Origin of the sequence: Acidovorax sp. Leaf191 (assembly GCF_001424425.1) — a bacterium.
GTDB lineage: Bacteria > Pseudomonadota > Gammaproteobacteria > Burkholderiales > Burkholderiaceae_C > Acidovorax.
The window spans coordinates 64,233-88,272 of the sequence record NZ_LMPT01000023.1 but is presented as its reverse complement, the minus strand read 5'-3'; the positions used below and the strand labels follow the sequence as shown (position 1 = coordinate 88,272).

Sequence of the window (24,040 nt, the reverse complement as noted above, 5' to 3'; positions counted from 1 at the left end):
CGGCCCGGGCTTGGCCACGGGTCACGCCCGTTATGGGCTGCGCTGGGTGCGCCGCGCCCAGGCCCATTCGATTGCGTTGGCGATGAAGCACAGGGTCGCGATCCCGGCGGCCGTCAGCCAAATTTCCAGCTGGGCGGCTTGCGCCTCCCACCGGCGAATGGTGCTGTAGAGCACCACGGGCGATATTCTTTCGTCGCGCTCGCCGGCCGTCTCCAGAATCGCAATTTCCTGTTCGGCCGAGTTCCAGGTCACCCAATGGACCACTGGCGCCCCGACGGCGAACCACCCGGCCAACGCAAACAGCCAACAGGCCACGCGCCTGAGCATGTAGTTTCTTATTTGTGAAGAACTCGCCATAGATATCTACTGAATGATTGCGTCCCGCCGGCTCCCCCCGAGCCGGACGCGACGTTCGTGTGGACGGTGCCTTCCGCCGCAGGCAAGCCCCCCGCCGGAGCCATCCACGCTGCCACAGAATGCAGCACACCAGCCAGCCGTGACGGCCTGCCTTGCAAGCCACACAAAACCGAAGGCCCACGACCGAGGAAATGGTAGTGGAGGGCTGCCGGGGTTCATGCCGGACTGAAGCTGCGATACCAACCAAGGTGTGGATTTGACGCACTGACCGCTGATGAAATGCTGGCGTTCGCGGTTGGCACTACATTCCGCTTGGATCTGCCCCGCACCTGCACATCCCGTACGGGCGCGGCGGCAGCCACTTGCCACTTCAAGAACGACCACTGCAGCAAAGGTGTGAACTTGCCATGAGCATCGTGACCGATCTTCTCTCCGGCATCGCGGAGTTCATCGCGGACGTCTTCGTATTCAGGCGCCAACGCGAAACGCGCGGCAGCTCAAAGCGCAGCGCGGACGAGGATGCCATGGCAGTCGCCCACTTCGACCTCGTCACGATGTTCTGGATCGCGCTGGCGAGCCTGGGGGTGACGGCCCTGCTCATCTTCGGCATCGGCCTGCCGGTGGCCTGGGGGCTGGGCATCGGCATCGCGTTGGGCGTGGCGTGGGGATGCTTGCGGCACTCCCAGTTGCTGCGCGATTGACGCCATACGCCATACGCCATACGCCACATGCAGGGGCAGCCGCGCCCCTTCCCGGCCCTCGTCAGCCGGTATTGCGCAACCCCGCCGCGATCCCGTTGATGGAGATGTGAATCCCGGTCTGCACCCGCTCATCCCCCTGCCCCGCGCGCCAGCGACGCACGAGTTCGACCTGCAAATGGTGCAGCGGGTCGATGTACGGAAACCGGTGCTTGATGGACCGGGCCAGCGCCGCGTTGTGCATCAGGCGGTGCTTGTCGCCGGTGATGCGGGTCAGGGCGTCTGCCGTGCGCAGCCATTCGGCTTCGATGGCGGTGAAGACCTTCTTGCGCAGCCGCGCGTCGGTCACCAGTTCGCTGTAGCGTGAGGCCAGGGCCAGGTCGCTTTTGGCGAGCACCATGTCCATGTTGGACAGCAAGGTGCGGAAGAACGGCCACTGGCGGTACATCTTTTGCAGCAGTGCCAGCTGGCTCTTGGGGTCCTTGCCTTCGGCGTTGACGAAGGCATCGACCGCGGAACCGAAGCCGAACCATCCGGGCAGCGTGAGGCGGCACTGGCCCCAGCTGAAGCCCCAGGGGATGGCGCGCAGGTCTTCGATCTTCTGGCTGGCCTTGCGGCTCGCGGGGCGCGAGCCGATGTTGAGCTCGGCGATCTCGCGGATGGGGGTGGAGTTGAAGAAGTATTCGGTGAAGCCGGGCGTCTCGTACACCAGTGCGCGGTAGCTGCCCATGCTCGCCAGCGACAGTTGGGCCGCAGCGTCGAGGAAGGCCTTGGTCGCAGGCTTGGTGGGCTGCAGCAGCGTGGCTTCGAGCGTGGCGGCGACCAGGGTCTCCAGGTTGCGCCGGCCGATCTCGGGGTTGGCGTACTTGGAGGCGATGACTTCGCCCTGCTCCGTCAGGCGGATCTGGCCGCGCACGGTGCCGGGGGGCTGGGCCAGGATGGCCTGGTAGCTCGGGCCACCGCCACGTCCCACGGTACCGCCGCGGCCGTGGAACATGCGCAGCTGGATGCCGTGGCTGGTGGCCAGTTCGTCGAACAGCTCCACCAGCGCGATCTCGGCGCGGTACAGCTCCCAGTTGCTGGTGAAGATGCCGCCGTCCTTGTTGCTGTCGCTGTAGCCGAGCATGATGTCCTGCTCGCTGCCGCTTCGGTGCACCAGGCCTGCCACACCCGGCAGGGCATAGAACTCGCGCATGATGGGCGCGGCATTGCGCAGGTCTTCGATGGTCTCGAACAGCGGCACCACGATGAGGTCGTTGCGGGCATCGCCGTCCAGCGTGCCGCGCATCAGCCCCACTTCCTTTTGCAGCAGCAGCACCTCCAGCAGGTCGCTCACGGTTTCGGTGTGGCTGATGATGTAGTGGCGAATGGCCTGGTGGCCGTAGCGCTGGCGCATAACCAGGGCCGCCTCGAAGATGGCGAGCTCACCCCGGGCATGGTCCGAGTAGCTGGCGCCCACCACACGCAGCGGGCGCGCGTCGTTGAGCAGGCGCAGCAGCAGCGCGCGCTTGTCGGTCTCGGACAGCGTGGAATACGCGGTCTCGATGCGTGCCGTGGACAGCAGCTCGGCCACCACCTCTTCGTGCTTGTCGGAGCTTTGGCGCAGGTCCACCGTGGCCAGGTGAAAGCCGAAGACCTGCACCGCACGGATCAGCGGGTGCAGGCGCTCGGCGGCCAGGGCTTCGCCGTGGTGGGACTTGAGCGACGCCTCGATCACGCGCAAGTCGGCCAAAAAGGCCTCGGCACTCACGTACGGGTTCTGCGGGGCGACCGCATGGCGCGCCGCCTCGCCGCCGGTCAGCTCCTTGAGCGAAGCGGCCAGGCGCGCATAGACGCCCGTCAACGCCCGGCGGTACGGCTCGTCCACCCGGTGCTCGTTGGTGTCGGGCGAGCGCGCAGCCAGCGCCTCCATCTCGGCCGACACCTGCACCAGGCGTGCCGACAGCGACAACTCGCCGCCCAGGTAGTGCACCTCGGTCAGGTAGTGGCGCAGTGCCACCTCGGCCTGGCGGCCCAGGGCGTACTGCAAAGTTTGCGCGGTGACGTTGGGATTGCCGTCGCGGTCCCCGCCGATCCACTGGCCCATGCGCAGGAAGCTGTGCACGGGGTACTGGCCCAGCTCGGCTTCCAGGTCGGCATAGATCTTGGGGATCTCGCGCAGAAAGGTGGCTTCGTAGTACGACAGCGCGTTCTCGATCTCGTCGGCCACGGTGAGCTTGCTGTAGCGCAGCAGGCGCGTCTGCCACAACTGGGCCACGCGGGCGCGCAGCTGGGCCTCGTTGGCGGCCAGCTCGCGCGGGGTGAGCGCGTCCTTGGCGGTGTTGTACAGCTGGGCGCGCACCTGGATGTCGTCGCGCGTGGCCAGCAGCTGGGCGATGTCGCGCTCGGCATCCAGAATGCTCTTGCGTTGCACTTCGGTGGGGTGGGCCGTGAGCACCGGCGCCACGTAGCTGCCGGCCAGCGTCTGCGAGATGGTCTTGGGCGCAATGCCGGCCCAGCGCAGGCGCGACAGGGCGACCTCGATGCTGCCCTCTTGCGTGTCGCCGGCGCGCTCGTGCACGGCGCGGCGGCGGATGTGGTGGCGGTCCTCGGCCAGGTTGGCCAGGTGGCTGAAGTAGGTGAAGGCGCGGATCACGCTCACCGTCTGGTCGCCCGACAGGGACTTGAGCAGCTTCTTGAGCGCCCGGTCGGCCTCCTGGTCGGCATCGCGCCGGAAGGCCACGGAGAGCTTGCGCACCTGCTCGACCAGCTCATAGGCGGCCACGCCTTCCTGGTCGCGGATCACGTCGCCCAGGATGCGGCCGAGCAGGCGGATGTCGTCGATCAGGGGCTGGTCCTTGTCGGATCGTTTCATGCAGGTGTCTCCGGGAATGGATGGGATGGCCGGGGGCCGCCCGCCCGGTCTGCGCCAGGCCACACCACAGCCCCGGTGCGGGCGCATGCTAGCATCGCCCGCCCCTGAAAGATTACAAACAGGTTACGAACTTGAGCACCCCCAAAGACGCCCCCCACGCTTCGCCGACCGGGTCGCTGCCCCCCCAGGAGTCTCGCTTGCCGCAAGGGCACAGCCCCGCGGCAACCCCGCCGCTGTCCATCGTGATCGCCACGCGCGAGAGCCGTCTGGCGCTGTGGCAGGCCGAGCATGTGCAGGCCCTGCTGCGCGCGCAGGGCCACACGGTGGAGCTGCTGGGCATGACCACCAAGGGCGACCAGATCCTGGACCGCTCGCTGTCCAAGGTGGGCGGCAAGGGTCTGTTCGTGAAGGAGCTGGAGGTGGCGCTGGAAGAAGGCCGCGCGCACATCGCCGTGCACTCGCTGAAAGACGTGCCCATGGAGCTGCCCGAAGGCTTCGTGCTGGCCTGCGTGATGGAACGCGAAGACCCGCGCGACGCGTTCGTCTCGCCCCGCTATGCGTCGCTGGATGAATTGCCCCAGGGCGCGGTGGTGGGCACCTCCAGCCTGCGCCGCCAGGTGCTGCTGCAGGCCCTGCGGCCGGACCTGAAAATCGAGCCGCTGCGCGGCAACCTCGACACCCGCCTGCGCAAGCTGGACGAAGGCCAGTACGACGGCATCGTGCTGGCGGCCGCAGGCTTGAAGCGCCTGGGGCTGGAGTCCCGCATCCGCACCGCGTTCGACCCCGACACCATGCTGCCCGCAGCGGGCCAGGGCGCGCTGGGCATCGAGGTGCGCGGCGAGCGGCAGGACCTGGTGGACGCGCTGGCACCGCTGGCGCACCAGGCCACCTGGCTCACCGTGGCGGCCGAACGCGCGGTCAGCCGTGCGATGGGCGGCAGCTGCTCCATGCCGCTGGCGGCGCACGCCACAATGAATGGCGATGTGCTGCAGATCCATGCGGCCTGGGGCGACCCGGACGGCCAGGCCCCGCTGGTGCGCGCACAGGCCCACGGGCCCGTGGCCACGCTGGTTCAAGCAGAAGCACTGGGCACCGCGGTGGCCGAGCGCCTGCGCGCTGGCGGCGCGCGCGGCGTGGACCCCGCGTTCCGCCCACAAGACTGAGCCGAGGCGGCCATGCCCCTGCCCCGGGTGATCGTCACGCGGCCGGCCCGCGAGGCCGCGCACTGGGTGGAGCAACTTTCGGCGCACGGCCTTGATGCCGTCGCACTGCCGTTGATCGGCATCGGCCCCTGCACCGACCCCGCAGCCCAGCAGGCGCTGGCGCAGGCGCGCGCACGGCTGGCCGGGTACCGCGCGCTGATGTTCGTGAGCGGCAATGCCGCCACCTACTTTTTTGCATCAAAACAGCCCCTACCGCTGGATAGGCAAGCGCTACCAGCTATCAAAACAAGAGCATGGGCACCCGGCCCGGGCACAGCAGCCGCGCTGGTGCAGGCGGGCGTGCCACCCAGCCAGATCGACGGCCCGGCGCCCGATGCCGCGCAGTTCGACTCCGAATCGCTGTGGCAACAGGTGCACGGCCAGATCGGAGCCGGTGACCGTGTGCTCATCGTGCGCGGGCGCTCGGCCACGCCCGACGGCGCGCACGAATCGGTGCAGGGCACGGGGCGCGACTGGCTAGCACAGCAGATCACTGCCGCCGGCGGGCAGGTGGACTTTGTGGTGGCATACCAACGCGGCGCACCCACTTTCAGTGCGGCGGAGATGGCGCTGGCGCAACAGGCCGCGCAGGACGGTTCGGTGTGGCTGCTGAGCAGCTCCGAGGCCCTGGCCCACTTGGCACAGGCGCTGCCGGGCCAAACCTGGGCGGCGGCGCAGGCGCTGACCACCCACCCTCGCATCGCCCAGGCGGCCCACGCAGTGGGCTTTGGCACGGTGCGGGAATGCCGGCCAGCGCTGGCCGACGTGGTGGCGTCGATAGAATCGGGCGCATGAGTTCCGCGCCTTCCCACGACCTGCCTCCAGCCCACGCCGGCGCGCCCGTGGCCGCACCGGCGGCCATCCCCGTACCTGCACCGGCACCCGCCGCCACAGGCCGCGGCGGCGCCGTGACGCTGCTGCTCGGCACGGTGGCCGCCGCCGCGCTGATCAGCAGCGGCCTGTTGTGGCAACGCCTGAGCGCCATCCAGGAACAACTGGCCCGGCAGTCCGCCGACTCCGGCGCGCAGGCCATCGAGGCCCGCACCATGGCCCGCCAAGCCGAAGAACTGGTGCGCGACACCGCCGCCCGCCTGTCGGTGGCCGAGGCGCGCGTGAGCGAAGTGGCCCTGCAGCGCAGCCAGCTCGAAGAGCTCATGCAAAGCCTGTCGCGGTCGCGCGATGAAAACCTGGTGGTGGACATCGAGTCCGCTATCCGCCTGGCCCAGCAGCAGGCCCAGCTCACCGGCAGCCTGGAGCCGCTGGTGGCGGCCCTCAAGAGCGCCAACCAGCGCATCGAGCGCGCAGCGCAACCCCGCCTGGCCCCCGTGCAGCGCGCCATCGGCCGTGACCTGGACCGCCTGACCCGTGCGGCCGTCACCGACACCGCCGGCCTGCTGGCCCGCCTGGACGACCTGGTGCGCCAGGTGGACGAGCTGCCCGTGCTGAACGCGGTGGCGCAGGCAGCGTCGACCAAGCGCCTGTCCACCGGCCCGGCCGCTGTCGGCAGCCCGCCCGCCCCCACCGAGGGCATGGCGTGGTGGCAAGCCACCCTGCAGCGCAGTTGGGAAGTGGTGCGCGACGAAGCCCGGGGCCTGGTGCGCGTGAGCCGTATCGACCAGCCCGAGGCGATCTTGCTGGCGCCCGAGCAGACCTTCTTTCTGCGCGAGAACCTCAAGCTCAAGCTGCTCAACGCGCGGCTGGGCGTGCTCGCGCGGCAGTTCGAGTCGGCCCGCGCCGACCTGACCGCCGCCACCGTGGCCTTGAACAAATACTTCGACCCCGCATCGCGGCGTACCCAGAACGCGGCCAACACGCTGCAGACCGCGCAGGCCAGCATGAAGGCGGCCGAGCAGCCGCGGCTGGACGAAACCTTGTCCGCCCTGGCCACCGCAGCAGCCGGAAGGTAAATGAATCACCCCCTGAGTCGCTTCGCGCCTTCCCCCTCTCCTGCGGGAGGGGGACGCCACCGGTGGCCTGGCGAAGCCAGTTCCACGGTGGCACTCGCCTCTGGCCGCGCCAGTTTCACGGGCAGGCGCGCAGTGCAGCGGATCACTGAGCAATATTGAAATGCGCGCAGCACTTTGGCTTTTGGCATTGTTTGGCGTGGCCGTGGCGGCTGCGCTGTTCGCGGGCAACAACCAGGGCACTGTCACCCTGTACTGGCCGCCGTACCGCATCGACCTGTCGCTGAACATGGTGGTGCTGCTGCTGGTGGGCGGGTTCGTCACCGTCTACGCCGCGCTGCGCGCCCTGGCTGCGCTGCTGGAGCTGCCGCACCAGGCCCGCCGCTGGCGCGTGCAGCAAAAGGAGCGCGCCATGCACGCGGCCTTGCTCGATGCGCTGACCCACATGCTGGGCGGCCGTTTCATCCGCTCGCGCAAGGCGGCGGTGGCGGCGCTGTCGCAAGAGAGCGCGCTGGCAGCGTCCGGCGAAGGCGTGCCGCACGGCGGCCAGCTGCGCGCCCTGGCGCACATGATTGCGGCCGAGGCATCGCATGCCCTGCAAGACCGTGCGACGCGCGAAAGCCATCTGCAGGACGCGCTGCAGGAGGCCCCGGCCCGCGGCTCCGTGAACGAGCAGGAAATGCGCGAAGGCACGCAGATGCGCGCCGCCCGCTGGTCGCTGGACGACCGCGACCCGAGCGCAGCGCTCGAACGCCTGGCGGCCCTGCCCCAGGGCGCGGCGCGTCGCACGCTGGCCCTGCGCATCAAGCTCAAGGCCACGCGCCTGGCACGGCAGACGCAAGAGGCACTCGACACCGCGCGCCTGCTGGGCAAGCACCGCGCTTTCTCGCCCAGCGCGGCACAGAGCATCGTGCGCGGCCTGGCCACTGAGCTCATCCACAGCGCGCACGACACCGCGCAGCTGCAGCAGATCTGGCTGTCGCTGGAATCGTCCGAACGCAACATGCCCGAGCTGGCGATTCAGGCCGCGCAGCGCCTCGCATCGCTGGGTGGTGACGCCACGCAGGTGCGCGCCTGGCTGCTGCCGGTGTGGGAGCGCATGGTCGGCCTGCCCGACGCGCTGGCCGAACACCATGCGCTGAAGCTGGTGCGCGCGCTGGAAGCGGGCCTGGACGCGCTGGACGCGCCCTGGCTCGCCCGCATCGAATCCGCCCACCAGGCGAACCCGCGCGACGCGCGCCTGCAGTACCTGGCCGGCATGGCCTGCCTCAAGCGGCAACTGTGGGGCAAGTCCCAGCAGTTGCTCACGCAGGCCGCGCAGCAGCTGGCCGACGCCGGCCTGCGCGCCAGTGCGTGGCGCCACCTGGCCGAACTCGCCGAGCAGCGGGGCGACGATGCCGTCGCGGCCGAGGCGTGGAAGAAAGCCGCGCTGGGCCGGTAACCCTGCGCCGCGCAATCCGCGCAACCCGCGCAACCCGCGCACCGGCGGCTTGAGCTAGCTGCCCGAGCACGCCGTTTGAAAGAGCCGCCAGGACGCGCTGCATGACAGAGCGACCTGCCGCCATGCCGCCGCTTCACAGTCCGACCGGCGCGGTCCGGCCAGACCCCGGGCGCTCTTCATCCATCGCCTCACCTGATGCCCCCTGACCGCGCAGGGTTACCCCAAGCATTGGGGAACTTTGATTGCTCAGGCCCCCTCAATTCATTTTTTTTGAACTGAGTGGTCAATCTGCCTGAAGCCGGGCTCGCCCCTGGCTTCCTACACTGCCCTATCACGGACGCGCACCAGCACCCGCTGCAGCGCGCCGGCGCCCACATTCCTGAGCCACCTTTTTGATGACTGCAACCGCCCAAGCCCCTGCTGCCGCAGCACCACCACGCCGCTACACGCGCACCGCCATCCTCCTGCACTGGGTGCTGGGTCTGGCGCTGATCGGACTGTTCGGCTTCGGCCTGTACATGACCGGCCTGCCGTTCTCGCCCCAGCGGCTCAAGTTCTACAACTGGCACAAGTGGGCGGGCGTGACCATCCTGGTGCTGTCGGTGCTGCGCCTGCTGTGGCGCTTGACGCACCGCCCCCCAGCATTGCCTGCCGCTGTCGACAACGCCATGCCGCGGTGGCAAAAACTGGCGCACCACGGCACGCACCACCTGCTGTACCTGCTGTTCTTCGCCGTGCCGCTGATCGGCTGGGCGTACAGCTCTGCGGCGGGCTTTCCCATCGTGTTCCTGGGCCTGTGGCAGCTTCCCGACTTCGTGCCGGTGAGCAAGGAGCTGGCCGAGGCCATCAAGCCGTGGCACCAGTACACCGCGTTCGCGATGGCGGGCCTGGTGGTGCTGCATGTGGCGGCAGCGCTGAAGCACCAGATCATCGACCGCGATGGCCTGCTCCGACGCATGCTGCCTGGTGGAGGATGAAGGCCCCCCTGAGCCGCTTCGCGTCTTCCTCCGAAGGGGGACGCACCCGGTGGACCGGCAAAGCCGGATCCACGGGTGCGCTGGCGAGTGCTCGCCCCAGTCATACCTCAGTGGCACATCTCGGCACTGCTCTCTTTTCCAACAATCTTTGATCGGAGTTTCCGAATGAACTTGTCTTCCGCCTTCTCCCGCATCGTGCTGGGCGCCGCCTTCGTCGTGAGCGCCCAGGCTGCCATGGCCCAGCAACAGCTTGTGCCCGCCCAGAGCGAAGTGCAGTTCACCGCGCGCCAGATGGGTGTGCCGCTCGACGGGCATTTCAAGAAGTTCAGCGCCCAGGTGGCGTTCGACCCCGCCAAGCTGGCTACCAGCAAGATCGCGCTCACCGTGGACACCGGCAGCGCCACGCTGGGCTCCAAGGAAACCGATGCCGAGCTGCCCAAGCCCGTCTGGTTCAACGTGGCCAAGTTCCCGCAGGCGCAGTTCGAGTCCACCGCCATCAAGGCGCTGGGCGGCGGCAAGTTCGAAGTGGCCGGCAAGCTCACCATCAAGGGCAATGCCCAGAACGTGGTCGTGCCCGTGACGCTCACGCAAAGCGGCCCCACCACCACGGCCACCGGCACCCTGCCCATCAAGCGCCTGGCGTTCAAGATCGGCGAGAACGAGTGGGCCGACACGTCGATGGTGGCCGATGACGTGACCGTCAAGTTCAAGCTCGCTCTCACCGGCGTGGGCAAGATCTGAATGAAGCTCCCCCTGAGTCGCTCCGCGCCTTCCTCTCTCTCTCGCATTGCTGCGCAATGCGGGATGGGGACGCTCCCAGCGCGGCGGGGCGGCCCTTGCGCGGGAGCGCTGGCCTCGGCCATGCCTGTTTCGGGCCTGGGCTGACAACTCAAACTTTTTCGTGTTCCTTCGTCCCTGAACCTTTCCTTTTAAGGAGTTTTCGCATGCGCAAGTCCCTGTTCTCCCTGCTGGCCGTGGCTGCTGCCACCACCCTGACCGCTGGCGCCGCCCAGGCCGCCAACTACGCCATCGACCCGACGCACACCTTCGTGACGTTCGAGATCGGCCACTTCGGCACGACCACGAACCGCGCCCGCTTCGACAAGAAGCAAGGCACCGTGGAGTTCGACCGCGCGGCCAAGACCGGCAAGGTGGACATCACCATCGACACCACCTCGGTGAACTCGGGCACGCCTCCGTTCGACAAGCACCTGCAAAGCCCTGACCTGTTCGATGCGGCCAAGCACCCCACCATCAAGTTCGTGTCGGACAAGTTCACCTTCAACGGCGACAAGGTCAGCGAAGTGACCGGCCAGCTCACGCTGCTGGGCAAGACCGCCCCCGTGACCCTGAAGGCCACGCAGTTCAACTGCTACGACAGCCCGATGCTCAAGCGCGAAGTGTGCGGCGGCGACTTCGAGACCACCATCGACCGCACCCAGTGGGGCATGAATTACGGCGTGGAATGGGGCTTCCCCAAGAACGTGCGCCTCGTGGTCCAGATCGAAGCCGTGAAGCAGTAATCACGGTCGTCACTGCCCCCAAGGCGCCGCTGGCGTCTTGGCCCAGAAGCCACCCGCAGCCTCAGCGCAGCGGGTGGCTTTTTTCCTGGGCACCACCGTGGGCATCTGGGGCGCAAGCTGCCCGGTGTGCGCTCAGGCTGTGTCCAGCGACGCATCCAGATCCCAGCCCTGGTGCCGCCACGCCCACACCACATCCGGCTGCAGGGCACGCAAAAAGGCATGGTCGTGGGACACCACGATCCAGGCGCCGGTGAAGGCCTGCAGCGCAGACTGCAGGGCATCCACGGCGGCCATGTCCAGGTGGTTCGTGGGCTCGTCGAGCAGCAGCATCTGCGCCGGCTCGCCCGCCCACAGCGCGCAGGCCAGCGCGGCCTTGATGCGCTCGCCACCGCTGAGCTGCCCCGAAGGCTGCCGCACCTTGTCCGCCCCCAGCCCCATCTGCGCCAGGTGCGTGCGCAACGCAGCCTCGGGCAAGGGCGAGCCCAGCGCCTGCAGTTGCGCGAGCACGCTGCGCCCGGGCGGCAGCATGTCGGTGTTGTGCTGGTCCAGCCAGGCGGCCCGCACGCTGCGCAGCACGCGGCCCCCATACACGTGGCCCGACACGTTGCCCGACACAGCCCCCGAAACATTGCCCGAGACATCGCCCGGCCCCGCGATCAGCCGCAGCAGGCTGCTCTTGCCGCAGCCGTTCGGCCCCATGACCGCGATGCGCACCGGCCCGCTCCACACGCCGTCCAGCGGCGGCTGGCCGGGCGCGGCATGGGGCACCACCACCTGTTCGAACGCCAGCACCTGCTTGCCCGCGGGCACAGCGCTTTGCGGCAGCACCAGCGTGGCCGGTGCCTGTGCGGGAAGGCGCGAGGCCGCCTCGCGCACCGCGTCGTTCAGGCGCATCCGCTCCTGCTGCTGGCGCTCGTGCTCGCGGCCGGCGTGGGCCTGGGCGTTGTTCTTCTGGCGGTCCAGCAGCACGGACGCCTGGTTGGCCGTGCGCCCCACTTCGCGGCCCCGGGCCGCGCGGCGCAGTTGTGCATCGTGGTCCCGCTGCAGCGTGCGCAGGGCCCGCTCGCGCTCGGTGCGCGCGTGGTCCAGGTCTGCCTGGGCGGCTGCGGCTTCGGCCTGGCGCTGCGCCTGGTACAGGGCCCAGTTGCCGCCATAGCGCTGCAGCCCGGCCGGGGACAGCGCCACGATGCTGCCCACCGTCCCCAGCAACTCGCGGTCGTGGCTGGCCACGAGTACGCTGCCGGTCCACTGGCCGAGCGACTCCAAGAGCCAGCGGCGGCCGGGGCGGTCCAGGTGGTTGGTGGGCTCGTCCAGCACCAGCAGGTCCGCACCCGACAAGAAAGCGCCCGCCAGCGCCACGCGCATGCGCTCACCGCCGCTCAGCTGCCGGGCCGCATGCCCCGGTTGCAGGTGGGCCAGGCCCAGTGCCTGCAGCGCCTGTTGCCAGCGCGCGGGCAGGTCCCACCGCCCATCGGCGGCCAGCACATCGTCGGCAGACCCCTCCCCGGCCGCGAGCCGCGCCAGCGCGCCCAGCACCGGCCCCAGGCCGGCGATGTCTGCCACTGTGGCCTGCGGCGCGGCGTCCACATCCTGCGCCACCGCGTGCACCGAGGGCTGGCCCAACACGACGCCGCTGGCCGGCTGCAGCGCACGCGCCGCCAGTTGCAGGAAGACGCTCTTGCCACTGCCATTGGCACCCACGATGCCCGTCACGCCGCGGCCCACGGCCACGGTCAGGGGGCGCGCCCACAGCGCATGCCCGCCGGGCGGGCCCCAGGTGACGTCGTGAAACTGCAGCACGCTGGCGCCCGCACCGGCACGCGGGTGCGGCGGCGCGCCGCCGTCAGCTGCGTAAGAAGCCGTCAAGACGGCAGACGATGAAAAACCCGAAGAAGGATGAGCAGCCGAAGCTGTGGCAGCGCTGCGGCTGCCGGGGACGGATGTGCCCCGTGAAGGTGTCGCCATGCCAAAGCACTCCAGACAAGACAGAGAGCCCCCTGGCCTTCGCAAAGGCAAGCGGGGGAACGGCTTGAAGGGGGCTTACAGGCGCATGGGAGTCGGGCCTCGGTGGGTGGCAATGGACGGATGCGGACTGTACCGCAAACTCGTCGCCCCCAAAAATTAACTTAACGTAAATTGATTACGAATAGTAGAATTGCAACCATCCATCTGAGGAGACACCGCATGAATGCCGTCCTGAAGCCCGACCTGGCCACCCTGCCCGCGCCCGCTGCCATCCAGCAACTGCACCACTACGCCTACAAGGCGCGCGACGCCGAGGAAACGCGCCACTTCTACGAAGACATCCTGGGCCTGCCGCTGTACCACATCATCCAGAGCGACCACGTGCCCAGCACCGGCGAGTACTGCCCGTACACGCACTTCTTCTTTCGCCTGAAGGACGGCTCGTTCATCGCCTTCTTCGACCTGGGCGACGACGTGAAGGCCGAGCCTTCGCCCAACACGCCGCTGTGGGTCAACCACATCGCCTTCCGCGTGAACACCATCGAAGAGCTGGAGAACACCAAGCAGCGCCTGCAGGCCCACGGCATCGAGGTGCTGGGCGTGACGGACCACCACATCTTCAAGAGCATCTATTTCTTCGACCCCAACGGCATCCGCCTGGAGCTGTCGGCCCAGCTGGCCAATGAGGAAGCCATGGAAAAGGACAGTACGGTGGCGCATGCACGACTGAAGGAGTGGACGGCACGCAAGGAGCAGTGGCGCAAGGAGCGCGCCGAAGGCACGGCAGCCCAGCCCCTGAAGCCGCAGCAGAACGACCGGCCGGAGTACGCACAAGGCTGATGCGGTGGCCCGGGGGCGCCCGGCTGGCACTCGCTCGTGATGAAAAAGTGCTCCACCGCTTGATAGAAAAGCGCCAGCAGCTATAAAAAAAGTAGCAAAAAGCCAACACCTGGCGCAGGCCGGGCACTGGCGGCTACAGACAAAGCACGAGTTGCACCGACAGCCCGCGCTCGCCAGCACATCCCCAGGCGTCCAACAGCACGCCTCCCGACCGGCAATGAGCGCTCCCGCAGGCGCTCCCTGGTGCCTCAGCCGCCCTGCTGGTGCGCCCGCATGATCTGGTGCCGCTGCCAGTAATGGCCCACCGCGGCGTTGAACTCGTCCTTTTGCTTGGCCAGGCCGCCGAGCTTGATCTTCGTGGTCTTGGCCGTGCCCAGCGCGCCCTTGTCGGGGTGGGTCACGATGAGCGCATTGCCGAAGCTGCTTTCCTTGTACTCCAGCGCCTTCACCGCGTCCCAGAACACGGTGGTTTCGTCGGCGCTGGTGCGGATGCCGTCGATGCTGATCTCCACGGTGTCATCACCCTTGAGCTGGAACACCACCGGCGGGAAGTACTTCAGCACCACGGCGCGCTCTGCGTCATTGGCCGGCTCGTAGCGGTAGGCCAGGCTGCGCTCGTGGTCTTGCGCGAACTGCTGCTCGTAGTCGCTCCACAGGCGCTGCTCGATGGCGTCGGCCGTGAGGATCTGCTGCACCCAGGTGGCCGCAGGCACGCGCACGGCGATGCTGCCCCAGTCCTGCTCCTTCAGGGCCATGCCCACGTTGCGCAGCCGCTCGGGCATGGCGGGGTGCGAGTCGTAGGGGTGGGGCACGTTGGCGGTCTTCATCGCGGCCAGGAAGTCGTCCGACGCGGCGTACGGCGCGAGGCCCTGGGCCACGAAGCTGGCGATGCCCAGCGTGGCCTGGTCGTGCCGCTCGTTGCGGCCGAAGAGCTCGTCCTCGATCTTGTGGCGGTACTGCGCGTACGCCGCGATCTTGACGAGCGACTGCGCGATCGCCGCGGGGGTGATGAGCTTGGCGGCGATGCGGTCGGCCTTGAACTCGCGCTCGCGGCTGTCGCGGGCGAGCGCGATCTCGAAGATCATGCGGTACAGGTCGAGCACGGGCGAGACGATGGCGGTGAGCCCCCCGGTGCGCATCGCGTGGCGGTAGTGGTCGTACTGCACGAGCTTGGGGCCCAGCAGCGCACTGCTCTTGGTGTCGCCGCCGCGCAGGTGGGCCAGCTCATGGCCGAAGACCGCGTCGGCCTCGGACTGGTCGAGGATGCGCAGCAGCGGCAGGCTGACGAACAGCGTGCGGCCCGTCAGGAGCTTGTCGCCCACGGCCAGCGGGGCTTCGGTGACGAAGAAGTTGGCGTCGATGCCGGCCACGATGTGCTGCGGCGGCTCGGTCTTCAGGCGCTCGGCCATGTGGCGGATGCGCTTCCACAGCAACGGTGCATCCTCTTCGGACACCAGCTCGCCCACGGCGCGGCTTTCGGAATGCACCCGCTTGAAGATGCCCGCCACCGCCAGGAACACACCGGCCGCCACGGCCAGGCCGACGACGATGATGAGCTTGGGCGAGTACTTGTGAAAGAAAAAGGCAGTGACCCAGAAAGACAGCCAGACCGCCATGGCCCCCTGCACGACCAGCGCCGCCGCACTGGCCCAGGTGGTCAGGCGCCAGCCGGTGACGAAGCTGGTGTACTGCAGCGTGCGGTCCGCAAAGGCCAGCGCGCCCAGGCCCAGCACGCTCACCAGCAGCAGGGCACTGGCCACCAGGGTCCAGAACGACACCTTGCGCGCCATGTTGAACTGCCAGACGTCCGAGTACCGCTCGCACAGCGCCGCGCGGTAGTCCTGCGCCTCCGGGTCGGTGCTGCCGCAGATGGTGGACGGCGGGTTCAGGCGGTAGTAGTCCTTGCGCGCCAGCTTCTCGGCCGCGGGCATGCCCTTTTCGGCGTCGATGCGCTGGCTGATGCCGGCCACGAAACCCGCATCCTGGTCGCGCTGCGCGTAGCCGCTGAAGAAGTACGTACCCGCCGGCACCAGAAACAGCGCGAGCAGCGCGTACACGAAGACCTTGGCCAGGGCCGTGCGGAAAGAAGATGGAACTGCTGTCATGGGTTCGGACGTGTGTTATGGCGGCCCAATGCCCGAAACCGGCGCTTTTGCGCGCCGCCTTTCGGGCCGGTAGTCCACCGTGTTGTATGTAGTGATCCGAAGAGCACGCGCGTGCTCTCTTGCATGGAGCCCGGCCTGCTTCGCTGCGGCCTTCCCTCGCTCCATGGGCGGCGATTATCGGCACCGCTGTGGCTGAAGGTGCAGGCACAAGGTAACAATTGGATAGAAACGCTGGATGAACGGTCGGACAGCCCGCAGCCCCACGGCGCCGGGGCAGTGGCTGCGCTCCCGTAAAATGCCCGGTCCATCTTGTCCGACCCGGCGCCGCACAGCGTGGCCGCCGGGTCCCACCGCCCCATACCCCATGAGCTCGCCCCTGCAACAAACCGGCCTCGACAGCCTGTCCAAGTCTTTTGAACCCGCCGCCCTGGAAGCCCACTGGGGCCCCGAGTGGGAGCGCCGTGGCTACGGCGTCGCCGGGTTCCGGGGCACCGGCGCCGCCCAGGCGGGCGAACCGGCGTTCTCCATCCAGTTGCCGCCACCCAACGTGACAGGCACGCTGCACATGGGCCATGCGTTCAACCAGACGATCATGGACAGCCTGACGCGCTACCACCGCATGCGCGGCTTCAACACGGCGTGGGTGCCGGGCACCGACCATGCGGGCATCGCCACGCAGATCGTGGTGGAGCGCCAGCTGCAGGAACAAGGCATCAGCCGCTACGACATGGGCCCGACCCCGCCCGAGGCGCGCAAGAACTTCGTGAGCAAAGTGTGGGAGTGGAAGGAAAAGTCGGGCAACACCATCACCACGCAGATGCGCCGCATGGGCGACAGCGTGGACTGGAGCCGTGAATACTTCACCATGGACGACAAGCTCTCCACGGTGGTGACAGACACCTTCGTGAAGCTGTACGAACAGGGCCTGATCTACCGCGGCAAGCGCCTGGTGAACTGGGACCCGAAGCTGCAGTCGGCCGTGTCCGACCTGGAAGTCGAGAGCGAAGAAAAAGACGGCTCGCTGTGGCACATTGCCTACCCGCTGGCCGATGGCTCGGGCAGCCTGACGGTGGCCACCACCCGCCCCGAGACCATGCTGGGCGACGTGGCCCTGATGGTGCACCCGGAGGACGCGCGTTACACCCACCTCATCGGCAAGATGGTGAACCTGCCGCTGTGCGACCGCCAGATCCCGGTGATCGCCGACGACTACGTGGACAAGGAATTCGGCACGGGCGTGGTGAAGGTCACCCCCGCGCACGACCAGAACGACTACGCCGTGGGCCAGCGCCACAAGCTGCCCATGATCGTGGTCCTCACGCTGCAGGCCACCATCAACGAGAACGCCCCGGCCAAATACCAGGGCATGGACCGCTTCGTGGCCCGCAAGGCCGTGGTCGCAGACCTCGAAGCCCTCGGCGCGCTGATCGAGGTGAAGAAGCACAAGCTCATGGTGCCCATCTGCACCCGCACCGGCCAGGTCATCGAGCCCATGCTGACCGACCAATGGTTCGTGGCCATGAGCAAGGTGAGCGACCAGGACCCCACGGGCAAGAGCATCGCGCAAAAGGCCATCGACGCGGTGGCCACGGGCGAGGTGACGTTCGTGCCCGAGAACTGGGTCAACACCTACAACCAGTGGATGAACAACATCCAGGACTGGTGCATCAGCCGCCAGCTGTGGTGGGGCCACCAGATCCCGGCGTGGTACGACGAGGACGGCACCGTGATCGTGGCCCGGAGCGAAGCCGAGGCGCAGGCCAAGGCGCCCGGCAAGACGCTGCGCCGCGACGAGGACGTGCTCGACACCTGGTACTCGTCCGCGCTCGTGCCTTTCAGCACCATGGGCTGGCCTGAACAAGGCGACGCACCCACCGACGACTTCAACCTGTACCTGCCCAGCACCGTGCTGGTGACGGGCTACGACATCATCTTCTTCTGGGTCGCCCGGATGATCATGATGACCACGCACTTCACCGGCCGCGTGCCGTTCAAGCATGTGTACATCCACGGCCTGGTGCGCGACGCGCAGGGCAAGAAAATGTCCAAGTCCGAAGGCAACGTGCTCGACCCGGTGGACCTGATCGACGGCATTGCGCTCGACCCGCTGCTGGACAAGCGCACCACCGGCCTGCGCAAGCCCGAGACCGCACCCACCGTGCGCAAGAACACGCAAAAGGAATTCCCCGAGGGCATCCCGGCCTACGGCGCCGATGCGCTGCGCTTTACCTTTGCGGCGCTGGCCAGCCTGGGGCGCAGCATCAACTTCGACAGCAAGCGCTGCGAGGGCTACCGCAACTTCTGCAACAAGCTCTGGAACGCCAGCCGCTTCGTGCTGATGAACTGCGAAGGCCAGGACTGCGGCCTGAAAGAGCACACCAAGGAAGAATGCCAGCCCGGCGGCCCCGCCCACGGCTACATGCACTTCAGCCAGGCCGACCGCTGGATCACGTCGCTGCTGCAAAAGACCGAGGCCGAGGTGGCCAAGGGTTTTGCCGAGTACCGCCTGGACAACGTGGCCAACACGATCTACGACTTTGTCTGGAACGAATACTGCGACTGGTACCTGGAGATCGCCAAGGTGCAGATCCAGAACGGCACCGAGGCCGAGCAGCGCGCCACGCGCCGCACGCTGATCCGCACGCTGGAAGCCATCCTGCGCCTGGCCCACCCGATCATCCCGTTCATCACCGAAGCCCTGTGGCAAGTGGTGGCGCCCGTGGCCGGTATCCCCGGCGAGTCGGTCAGCATCGCCCGCTACCCAGAGGCCCAACCCGCCAAGATCGATGAGGCCTCCATCGCCCACATGGGCCGCGTGAAGGGCCTCGTGGACGCCTGCCGCGCCCTGCGTGGCGAGATGAACGTCTCGCCCTCCACCCGCCTGCCCATGTTCGTGGTGGGCGACACCGAGTTCATGCGCGGCGTGGCGCCGGTGCTGCAGGCGCTGGCCAAGCTCAGCGAGGTCAAGGTGTTCGACGACGAAGCCGCCTGGGCCGCCGCCGCGCAGGCCGCGCCCGTGGCTGTGGTGGGCGATGCCCGCATGTGCCTGTACATGGAGATCGACGTGGCGGCCGAGAAGGCCCGTCTGTCCAAGGAAATCGCCCGCATCGAGGGCGAGGTCGCCAAGGCCCACAACAAGCTCTCCAACGAAGCGTTCGTGGCCAAGGCCCCCCCTGCCGTGATCGACCAGGAAAAGAAGCGCATCGCCGACTTCGGCGCCACGCTGGGCCGGTTGCGCGATCAACTGACACGACTGGGCTGACCACCGACGCCATACTCGTCGGGCTGGCGGGCCCGCCCTGGCGGCGCCCCCACCACCGCCCGATTTCACTGCTTCACATCCCCGAAGGAACCTTCTCCATGACCGTTGCCACCACCGTCCGCAAAGCCGTGTTCCCCGTTGCCGGCCTGGGCACCCGTTTTCTGCCCGCCACCAAGGCGTCTCCGAAAGAGATGCTGCCCGTGGTCGACAAGCCGCTGATCCAGTACGCGGTGGAAGAAGCCTACGCCGCCGGCATCCGCCACATGATCTTCGTCACGGGCCGCAGCAAGCGCGCCATCGAAGACCATTTCGACACCGCGTACGAGCTGGAAGCCGAACTCGAAGCCGCCGGCAAGAAGGAACTGCTGGACCTGGTGCGCTCCATCCAGCCCGACGACATGGACTGCGCCTTCGTGCGCCAGCCCCGCTCGCTGGGCCTGGGCCACGCCGTGCTGTGCGCCGAACCGCTGGTGGGCAAGGAGCCCTTCGCCGTGTTGCTGGCCGATGACCTGATGGTCGGCCCCCAGGGCGGCCAGCCCGTGCTGGCGCAGATGGCCACGGCTTTTCGCCAGCAGGGCCGCTCGGTCATCGCCGTGCAGGAAGTGCCGGAAGACCAGGTGCACAAGTACGGCATCGTGGCCGGTGAATCCGCCGGGGGCCCGCTGATCCGCATCGAGCGCATCGTCGAAAAGCCCAAGGCCGACGTGGCCCCGTCCCGCATGGGCGTGGCCGGCCGCTACATCCTCACGCCCGGCGTGTTCGACGAGATCCGCAACCAGCCACGCGGCGTGGGCGGCGAGATCCAGCTCACCGACGGCATCGCCCGCCTGATGCAGAACGAGGCCGTGTACGCGTTCCAGTACCAGGGCAAGCGTTATGACTGCGGCAGCAAGGAAGGCTTTCTGGAAGCCACGGTGGAACTGGCGCTGCGCCACCCGCAGGTGGGTGCGCACTTCCGTGAATACCTGAAGGCGCTGGAGCTGTAAGCGTAAGCGCGACCGCGGGGATCAGGCCCCGAGGATCGTTCTCCAGGGATCGTTCTCCGGGGATCAGGACTCGGGGGCCAGAGATCGCCCACCGGCGCACCATCCCCCCCGCCCGTTCGGGCTGAGCCTGTCGAAGCCAGGTGCCGCGCCTGGCCCGCGCGGATAAAGCTGACCGGCGCCCAGTCACAACACCGTGCCTGCACAACAAAAAACCCTCTTCCAGCAAACGCTGCGAGAGGGTTTCTTTTGAATGGCCGGGCGTGCGCCCGTGGCCCCCAGCCCTGCACAGGACGCCCCGCGTCGTGAACCGCCTGCGGTGCCTCCGTGCGTGTACCCGTCAGGTCGTCAACGCCGACGCAGCACGTGGATGTATTCCTCGCCCACCGTCTGCTGCTCCACCAGCTCATTGCCTGTCTGCTTGGCAAACGCCTGGAAGTCCCGCAGCGAGCCGCTGTCCGTCGCCACCACCTTGAGCAACTGGCCGCTGGCCATGTCGGCCAGCGCCTTCTTGGCCTTGAGGATGGGCAGGGGGCAGTTCAGGCCGCGCGTGTCGACTTCTTTGTGGATGTCCATGGTGTTGTGTCCGTATCTTGTCTTGTCTTGTCTTGTGCTTCAGTCTTTGGGCGGCAGGTTCAGGCCCCGGCGGCGTTCTTCATTTTCTTCGGCCGTGAAGAACACCGGCTCGTGCCCGCGCGTACGCAGCCAGTCGGCCAGCGCATAGCCGGTGCCGGCGGGCCAGCATTTGAGCTCGCCCAGGTCATAGAACCGGTAATCCACCAGTTCGGGCGACAGCCGCACCTCGCCCTGCGCCACCACATGGTAGGCAATGATGACCTGGTTCATGCGCAGAAACTCGTACGCCCCCACCATGGTGGTGGACAGGACGTCGAGGTTGGTCTCTTCCTTCACCTCGCGCGCAATGCCTTCCTGCGGCGACTCGCCCGCTTCCATGAAGCCGGTGATCAGCGCAAACATCTTGGCCGGCCAGGCCGCGTTGCGCGCCAGCAGCACCCGGCCGTCCACCTCCACGATGGCGGCCAGCACCGGGGTGGGGTTGTTCCAGTGCGTCCAGCCGCAGGCGGGGCAGCGCAGACGCTCCTTGTCGCCACCATCCTCGGCCAGGGTGATCGGCTGCAGCGCGGTGCCGCAGTGGGTGCAGTAGCGGGTTTCGTAGTGCATATGCTCTTATTTTGATAGCTGCTTGCGCACGCTCATCCAGCGGTAGCGGCCATTTTCATTAAAAAAGAAGGGCACGCAGCCGGCCTTCTTCCAGATCACGCGGGGAATACGCCGGTGGACAGGTAACGGTCGCCCCGGTCGCACACCACGAAGACAATCGTGGCGTTGCTGTCGCGCGCGGCGATCTGCTGGGCCACCCAGCAGGCACCAGCGGCAGAGATGCCCGCAAAGATGCCCTCTTCGCGCGCCAGGCGGCGGCACATGTCTTCGGCGTTGTCCTGGTTCACGTACACCAGCTCGTCCACCGTGCTCGCGTCGTAGATCTTGGGCAGGTACTCCTGCGGCCACTTGCGGATGCCGGGGATGCGCGAGCCCTCTTCCGGCTGCGCGCCGATGATCTGGATGGCCGGGTTCTTCTCTTTGAGGAACCGCGACACACCGGTGATGGTGCCCGTGGTGCCCATCGCGCTCACGAAGTGCGTGATGCGCCCGCCGGTCTGCTCCCAGATCTCGGGGCCGGTGGTTTCGTAGTGGATGCGCGGGTTGTCCGGGTTGCCGAACTGGTCGAGCACCTTGCCCTCGCCCCGCTTTTGCATCGCCTCGGCCAGATCGCGCGCATGCTCCATGCCGCCGCTCTTGGGGGTGAGCACCAGCTCTGCGCCAAAGGCCTTCATCGTCTGCGCGCGCTCGATGGACAGGTCCTCGGGCATCACCAGCACCATGCGGTAGCCCTTGATCGCCGCCGCCATCGCCAGCGCGATGCCAGTATTGCCCGACGTGGCCTCGATCAGCGTGTCACCGGGCCGAATGTCGCCGCGTTCTTCGGCCCGGCGGATCATCGACAGGGCCGGCCGGTCCTTGACCGAGCCCGCCGGGTTGTTGCCCTCCAGCTTGCCCAGCACCACGTTGCCGCGCGCGGCGTTGTCCTGAGCCCCAATGCGCTGCAGCGCGACCAGCGGCGTGTTGCCAACCGCATCTTCAATCGTCGGATATTTCATGCGCCCTACTGTGCCATAATTTGCGGCTTCACGAATTCCAGCCCGGGTGGTGAAATTGGTAGACGCAGGGGACTCAAAATCCCCCGCCGCAAGGCGTGCCGGTTCGATTCCGGCCCCGGGCACCACGAACGAGTCCAGAAGAGTCCATGCTCTTCTGGACTTTTTTTTATTTGTCCTTTGGGATCAGCAGCTTGGCTGTCCGTACCCGTCGAGACCAGCCGCCCATCCGAGAAAACTAGGGCATATTTACATGTGCCAGGTCTACAGCTTGTGCCCCCACTGCGGGGTCGTATCGCACCCTGGAAAGCGCCCTGAAGCGGACTCTTGTGACAGCAGACGTCAGCCCAACGTCTTTCCATACTATTTCCGTCATACAGAGCGTCCGAATCTGCTGCTAGGCACATTTTTTCGCGCTCTCGGTCAGGTCCCACAACTCACCGAAACCCACCGAATTCACGAACCGCCCGCCGGTAGTGCCCCCAGCCGCTCGGATTTGTGCCGCTCGCCTTGCACGGTCACCCTTCTCACACGGCCCCCTTAATTTCTCAACGCCCGACGGACCCGCCCCGCTATTGCCCCGGCGCCGGCCCTGCGCGAGGACGCCCAGTCGCTGCGCACGCAGCTCAGTGCAGCCCGCAGACGCAGCGAGGCGCAGCGGCCCGCCGGTGGTCCTGCGCGCAGTGTTGAAGGGACTCATTGGCAAGTTCTCGCAAGGCCGGGCGTGCGGCGCGCCGTCACCTGCAGAAGACAGATCGCCGGCGAGTCTCCACTGTCGACAAGAAGGTGTCCCTGCAGTTCAGCACCCGCACGGGCCAGACCCACACCGCAGAAATCCAGCTGACCGACTGCTGATAGGAACCATCACCATGACCACCAAGACCACCCCCATTCAGGCTGAACTGACCCAAGCCGAAGCCACCTATCACGCTGCGCTGCGGGCGCTCGCACAGGCGTGCGCGGAGTTCAACAACGGCGCGGGTAAAACCTACGCCGAGTTGCTGGAGCGCCATGCGGAGCTGCGCAAGAAGATCGCCGCGCATGAGGCCGCGGCCGAGTCCGCAACGCAGGAATTCAAGCGTCTGTTAGCGGCCTCGAACTACGAGAAGACCAAGGCGGTCAAGGATGCGCTGTTCACGAAGAACGATGCCCAGTCGATTGCCGAAGAGCTGCGCGAGGCGCTGGCCGATTCGGAGCGCACCGCGCTGCCCATTCGGGCCAGTGCGTCACGGGCCGCGGAGCACTACGCAACCGCCCACGATGCCGCCTATGGGGCCTATGCGCGCCTGGAGGCCTACAAGGCCCTGGCAGAGTGCGAAGAGGCCCTCTCGAAGGCTATGGCGCTGCTGGCGCACGTTCCCGACCCTTTGGGCTTTGATCAGCGCGCTGAGGACATGCGGGCCTACCGCATGAAGTTCGTCGGGGATCGCCTGACGGCCGTGGCGCTGGAGCGGCCTGAGGCTCTGGAACAGCCCGAGGTGGAGGCGCTGGGCGTGCTGGAGCTGGGGGCGTTTACGGGGCGTGCGTACCTGACGCCGGTGCAGGCGCTGCAGTTGCAGCGCGCGGAGGATGCTGCGGCGGCGTGAGCGTCGCGGTGGTCCTGCCAGGCGTGCGCCTGGCGCTGAAAGCAAAAGGCCCCGGCAGTGATGTCGGGGCCTTTTTGCGTTGGTCAGCAATCCGCCAAGAGCAGCCGGTCAATTTAAATGAAAGCGGCGCTCCGCTGGGGCACGGGGTTAGGCATCACTGGGACCG

General features: G+C 67.5%; 19 protein-coding genes and 1 tRNA gene. 13 read left to right on the top strand and 7 right to left on the bottom strand.

Translation table 11 applies throughout. The features are described from left to right. Positions 1 to 30: 30 nt before the first annotated feature. Positions 31 to 357: a hypothetical protein gene (locus ASG27_RS24600; RefSeq protein ID WP_156370446.1), complete on the bottom strand. Its 327-nt coding sequence runs from the start codon at positions 355 to 357 to the stop codon at positions 31 to 33. A 407-nt stretch (positions 358 to 764) separates the two neighbouring features. Between ASG27_RS24600 and ASG27_RS24595 the strand changes: the two genes are divergently transcribed. Next, positions 765 to 1,058, top strand: a complete 294-nt coding sequence (locus ASG27_RS24595) for a hypothetical protein (protein WP_056412939.1) — start codon at positions 765 to 767, stop codon at positions 1,056 to 1,058. Positions 1,059 to 1,119: 61 nt separating this feature from the next. On the opposite strand, the gene ppc is transcribed toward ASG27_RS24595, so the two are convergent. Next, complete coding sequence (gene ppc / locus ASG27_RS24590; protein WP_056412937.1) at positions 1,120 to 3,909, bottom strand: phosphoenolpyruvate carboxylase; 2,790 nt, start codon at positions 3,907 to 3,909, stop codon at positions 1,120 to 1,122. A 197-nt stretch (positions 3,910 to 4,106) separates the two neighbouring features. Between ppc and hemC the strand changes: the two genes are divergently transcribed. The 7 genes from hemC (at position 4,107) to ASG27_RS24555 (ending at position 10,956) form a co-directional block, all read left to right on the top strand. Then, complete coding sequence (gene hemC, locus ASG27_RS24585) at positions 4,107 to 5,072, top strand: hydroxymethylbilane synthase (RefSeq protein WP_056412934.1); 966 nt, start codon at positions 4,107 to 4,109, stop codon at positions 5,070 to 5,072. A gap of 12 nt (positions 5,073 to 5,084) precedes the next feature. Continuing rightward, complete coding sequence (locus ASG27_RS24580) at positions 5,085 to 5,906, top strand: uroporphyrinogen-III synthase (protein WP_056412930.1); 822 nt, start codon at positions 5,085 to 5,087, stop codon at positions 5,904 to 5,906. Continuing rightward, positions 5,903 to 7,018 carry a uroporphyrinogen-III C-methyltransferase gene (locus ASG27_RS24575; protein WP_056412927.1) on the top strand — a complete coding sequence of 372 codons (1,116 nt, stop codon included), beginning with the start codon at positions 5,903 to 5,905 and terminating at the stop codon, positions 7,016 to 7,018. Before ASG27_RS24580 ends, ASG27_RS24575 begins: the two co-directional genes overlap by 4 nt. A gap of 160 nt (positions 7,019 to 7,178) precedes the next feature. Continuing rightward, the gene (locus ASG27_RS24570) at positions 7,179 to 8,456 is read left to right on the top strand and encodes a heme biosynthesis HemY N-terminal domain-containing protein (RefSeq protein WP_056412924.1); all 1,278 of its coding nucleotides are present in this window, start codon (positions 7,179 to 7,181) and stop codon (positions 8,454 to 8,456) included. A 395-nt stretch (positions 8,457 to 8,851) separates the two neighbouring features. After that, entirely contained in the window at positions 8,852 to 9,433 is a 582-nt protein-coding gene (locus ASG27_RS24565) for a cytochrome b (RefSeq protein ID WP_056412921.1), read from the top strand. 165 nt (positions 9,434 to 9,598) lie between these two features. Beyond that, positions 9,599 to 10,174, top strand: a complete 576-nt coding sequence (locus ASG27_RS24560; RefSeq protein ID WP_056412918.1) for a YceI family protein — start codon at positions 9,599 to 9,601, stop codon at positions 10,172 to 10,174. Positions 10,175 to 10,377: 203 nt separating this feature from the next. Then, complete coding sequence (locus ASG27_RS24555) at positions 10,378 to 10,956, top strand: YceI family protein (protein WP_056412915.1); 579 nt, start codon at positions 10,378 to 10,380, stop codon at positions 10,954 to 10,956. Between the two features lie 132 nt (positions 10,957 to 11,088). On the opposite strand, the gene ASG27_RS24550 is transcribed toward ASG27_RS24555, so the two are convergent. Beyond that, positions 11,089 to 12,822: an ABC-F family ATP-binding cassette domain-containing protein gene (locus ASG27_RS24550; protein ID WP_235503934.1), complete on the bottom strand. Its 1,734-nt coding sequence runs from the start codon at positions 12,820 to 12,822 to the stop codon at positions 11,089 to 11,091. Positions 12,823 to 13,140: 318 nt separating this feature from the next. On the opposite strand from ASG27_RS24550, the gene ASG27_RS24545 reads away from it, so the two are divergent. Next, positions 13,141 to 13,761, top strand: coding sequence for a VOC family protein (locus ASG27_RS24545; protein ID WP_056412913.1), 621 nt, complete (start codon positions 13,141 to 13,143; stop codon positions 13,759 to 13,761). Between the two features lie 248 nt (positions 13,762 to 14,009). Here ASG27_RS24545 and ASG27_RS24540 read toward each other — a convergent pair whose 3' ends face one another. Continuing rightward, complete coding sequence (locus ASG27_RS24540) at positions 14,010 to 15,866, bottom strand: M48 family metallopeptidase (RefSeq protein ID WP_056412910.1); 1,857 nt, start codon at positions 15,864 to 15,866, stop codon at positions 14,010 to 14,012. A 364-nt stretch (positions 15,867 to 16,230) separates the two neighbouring features. On the opposite strand from ASG27_RS24540, the gene ASG27_RS24535 reads away from it, so the two are divergent. Together ASG27_RS24535 and galU are read left to right on the top strand one after the other, a co-directional pair. After that, on the top strand, positions 16,231 to 19,128 hold the full coding sequence (locus ASG27_RS24535; RefSeq protein ID WP_056412907.1) for a valine--tRNA ligase: 2,898 nt from the start codon (positions 16,231 to 16,233) through the stop codon (positions 19,126 to 19,128). Positions 19,129 to 19,226: 98 nt separating this feature from the next. Beyond that, entirely contained in the window at positions 19,227 to 20,114 is an 888-nt protein-coding gene (gene galU / locus ASG27_RS24530; RefSeq protein ID WP_056412904.1) for a UTP--glucose-1-phosphate uridylyltransferase GalU, read from the top strand. 345 nt (positions 20,115 to 20,459) lie between these two features. Here the strand turns inward: galU and ASG27_RS24525 are convergent, their stop codons facing one another. The 3 genes from ASG27_RS24525 to cysM all read right to left on the bottom strand — a co-directional run bounded on the left by ASG27_RS24525 (position 20,460) and on the right by cysM (position 22,291). After that, positions 20,460 to 20,687: a sulfurtransferase TusA family protein gene (locus ASG27_RS24525; RefSeq protein ID WP_056167055.1), complete on the bottom strand. Its 228-nt coding sequence runs from the start codon at positions 20,685 to 20,687 to the stop codon at positions 20,460 to 20,462. Positions 20,688 to 20,726: 39 nt separating this feature from the next. After that, positions 20,727 to 21,293 carry an NUDIX hydrolase gene (locus tag ASG27_RS24520; RefSeq protein WP_056412903.1) on the bottom strand — a complete coding sequence of 189 codons (567 nt, stop codon included), beginning with the start codon at positions 21,291 to 21,293 and terminating at the stop codon, positions 20,727 to 20,729. A gap of 95 nt (positions 21,294 to 21,388) precedes the next feature. Continuing rightward, on the bottom strand, positions 21,389 to 22,291 hold the full coding sequence (cysM, locus tag ASG27_RS24515) for a cysteine synthase CysM (protein ID WP_056167059.1): 903 nt from the start codon (positions 22,289 to 22,291) through the stop codon (positions 21,389 to 21,391). 40 nt (positions 22,292 to 22,331) lie between these two features. On the opposite strand from cysM, the gene ASG27_RS24510 reads away from it, so the two are divergent. After that, positions 22,332 to 22,416: transfer RNA gene (locus ASG27_RS24510), tRNA-Leu, on the top strand. Between the two features lie 741 nt (positions 22,417 to 23,157). Next, positions 23,158 to 23,874, top strand: a complete 717-nt coding sequence (locus tag ASG27_RS24505) for a hypothetical protein (RefSeq protein ID WP_056412898.1) — start codon at positions 23,158 to 23,160, stop codon at positions 23,872 to 23,874. The last annotated feature ends 166 nt before the right edge of the window (positions 23,875 to 24,040 follow it).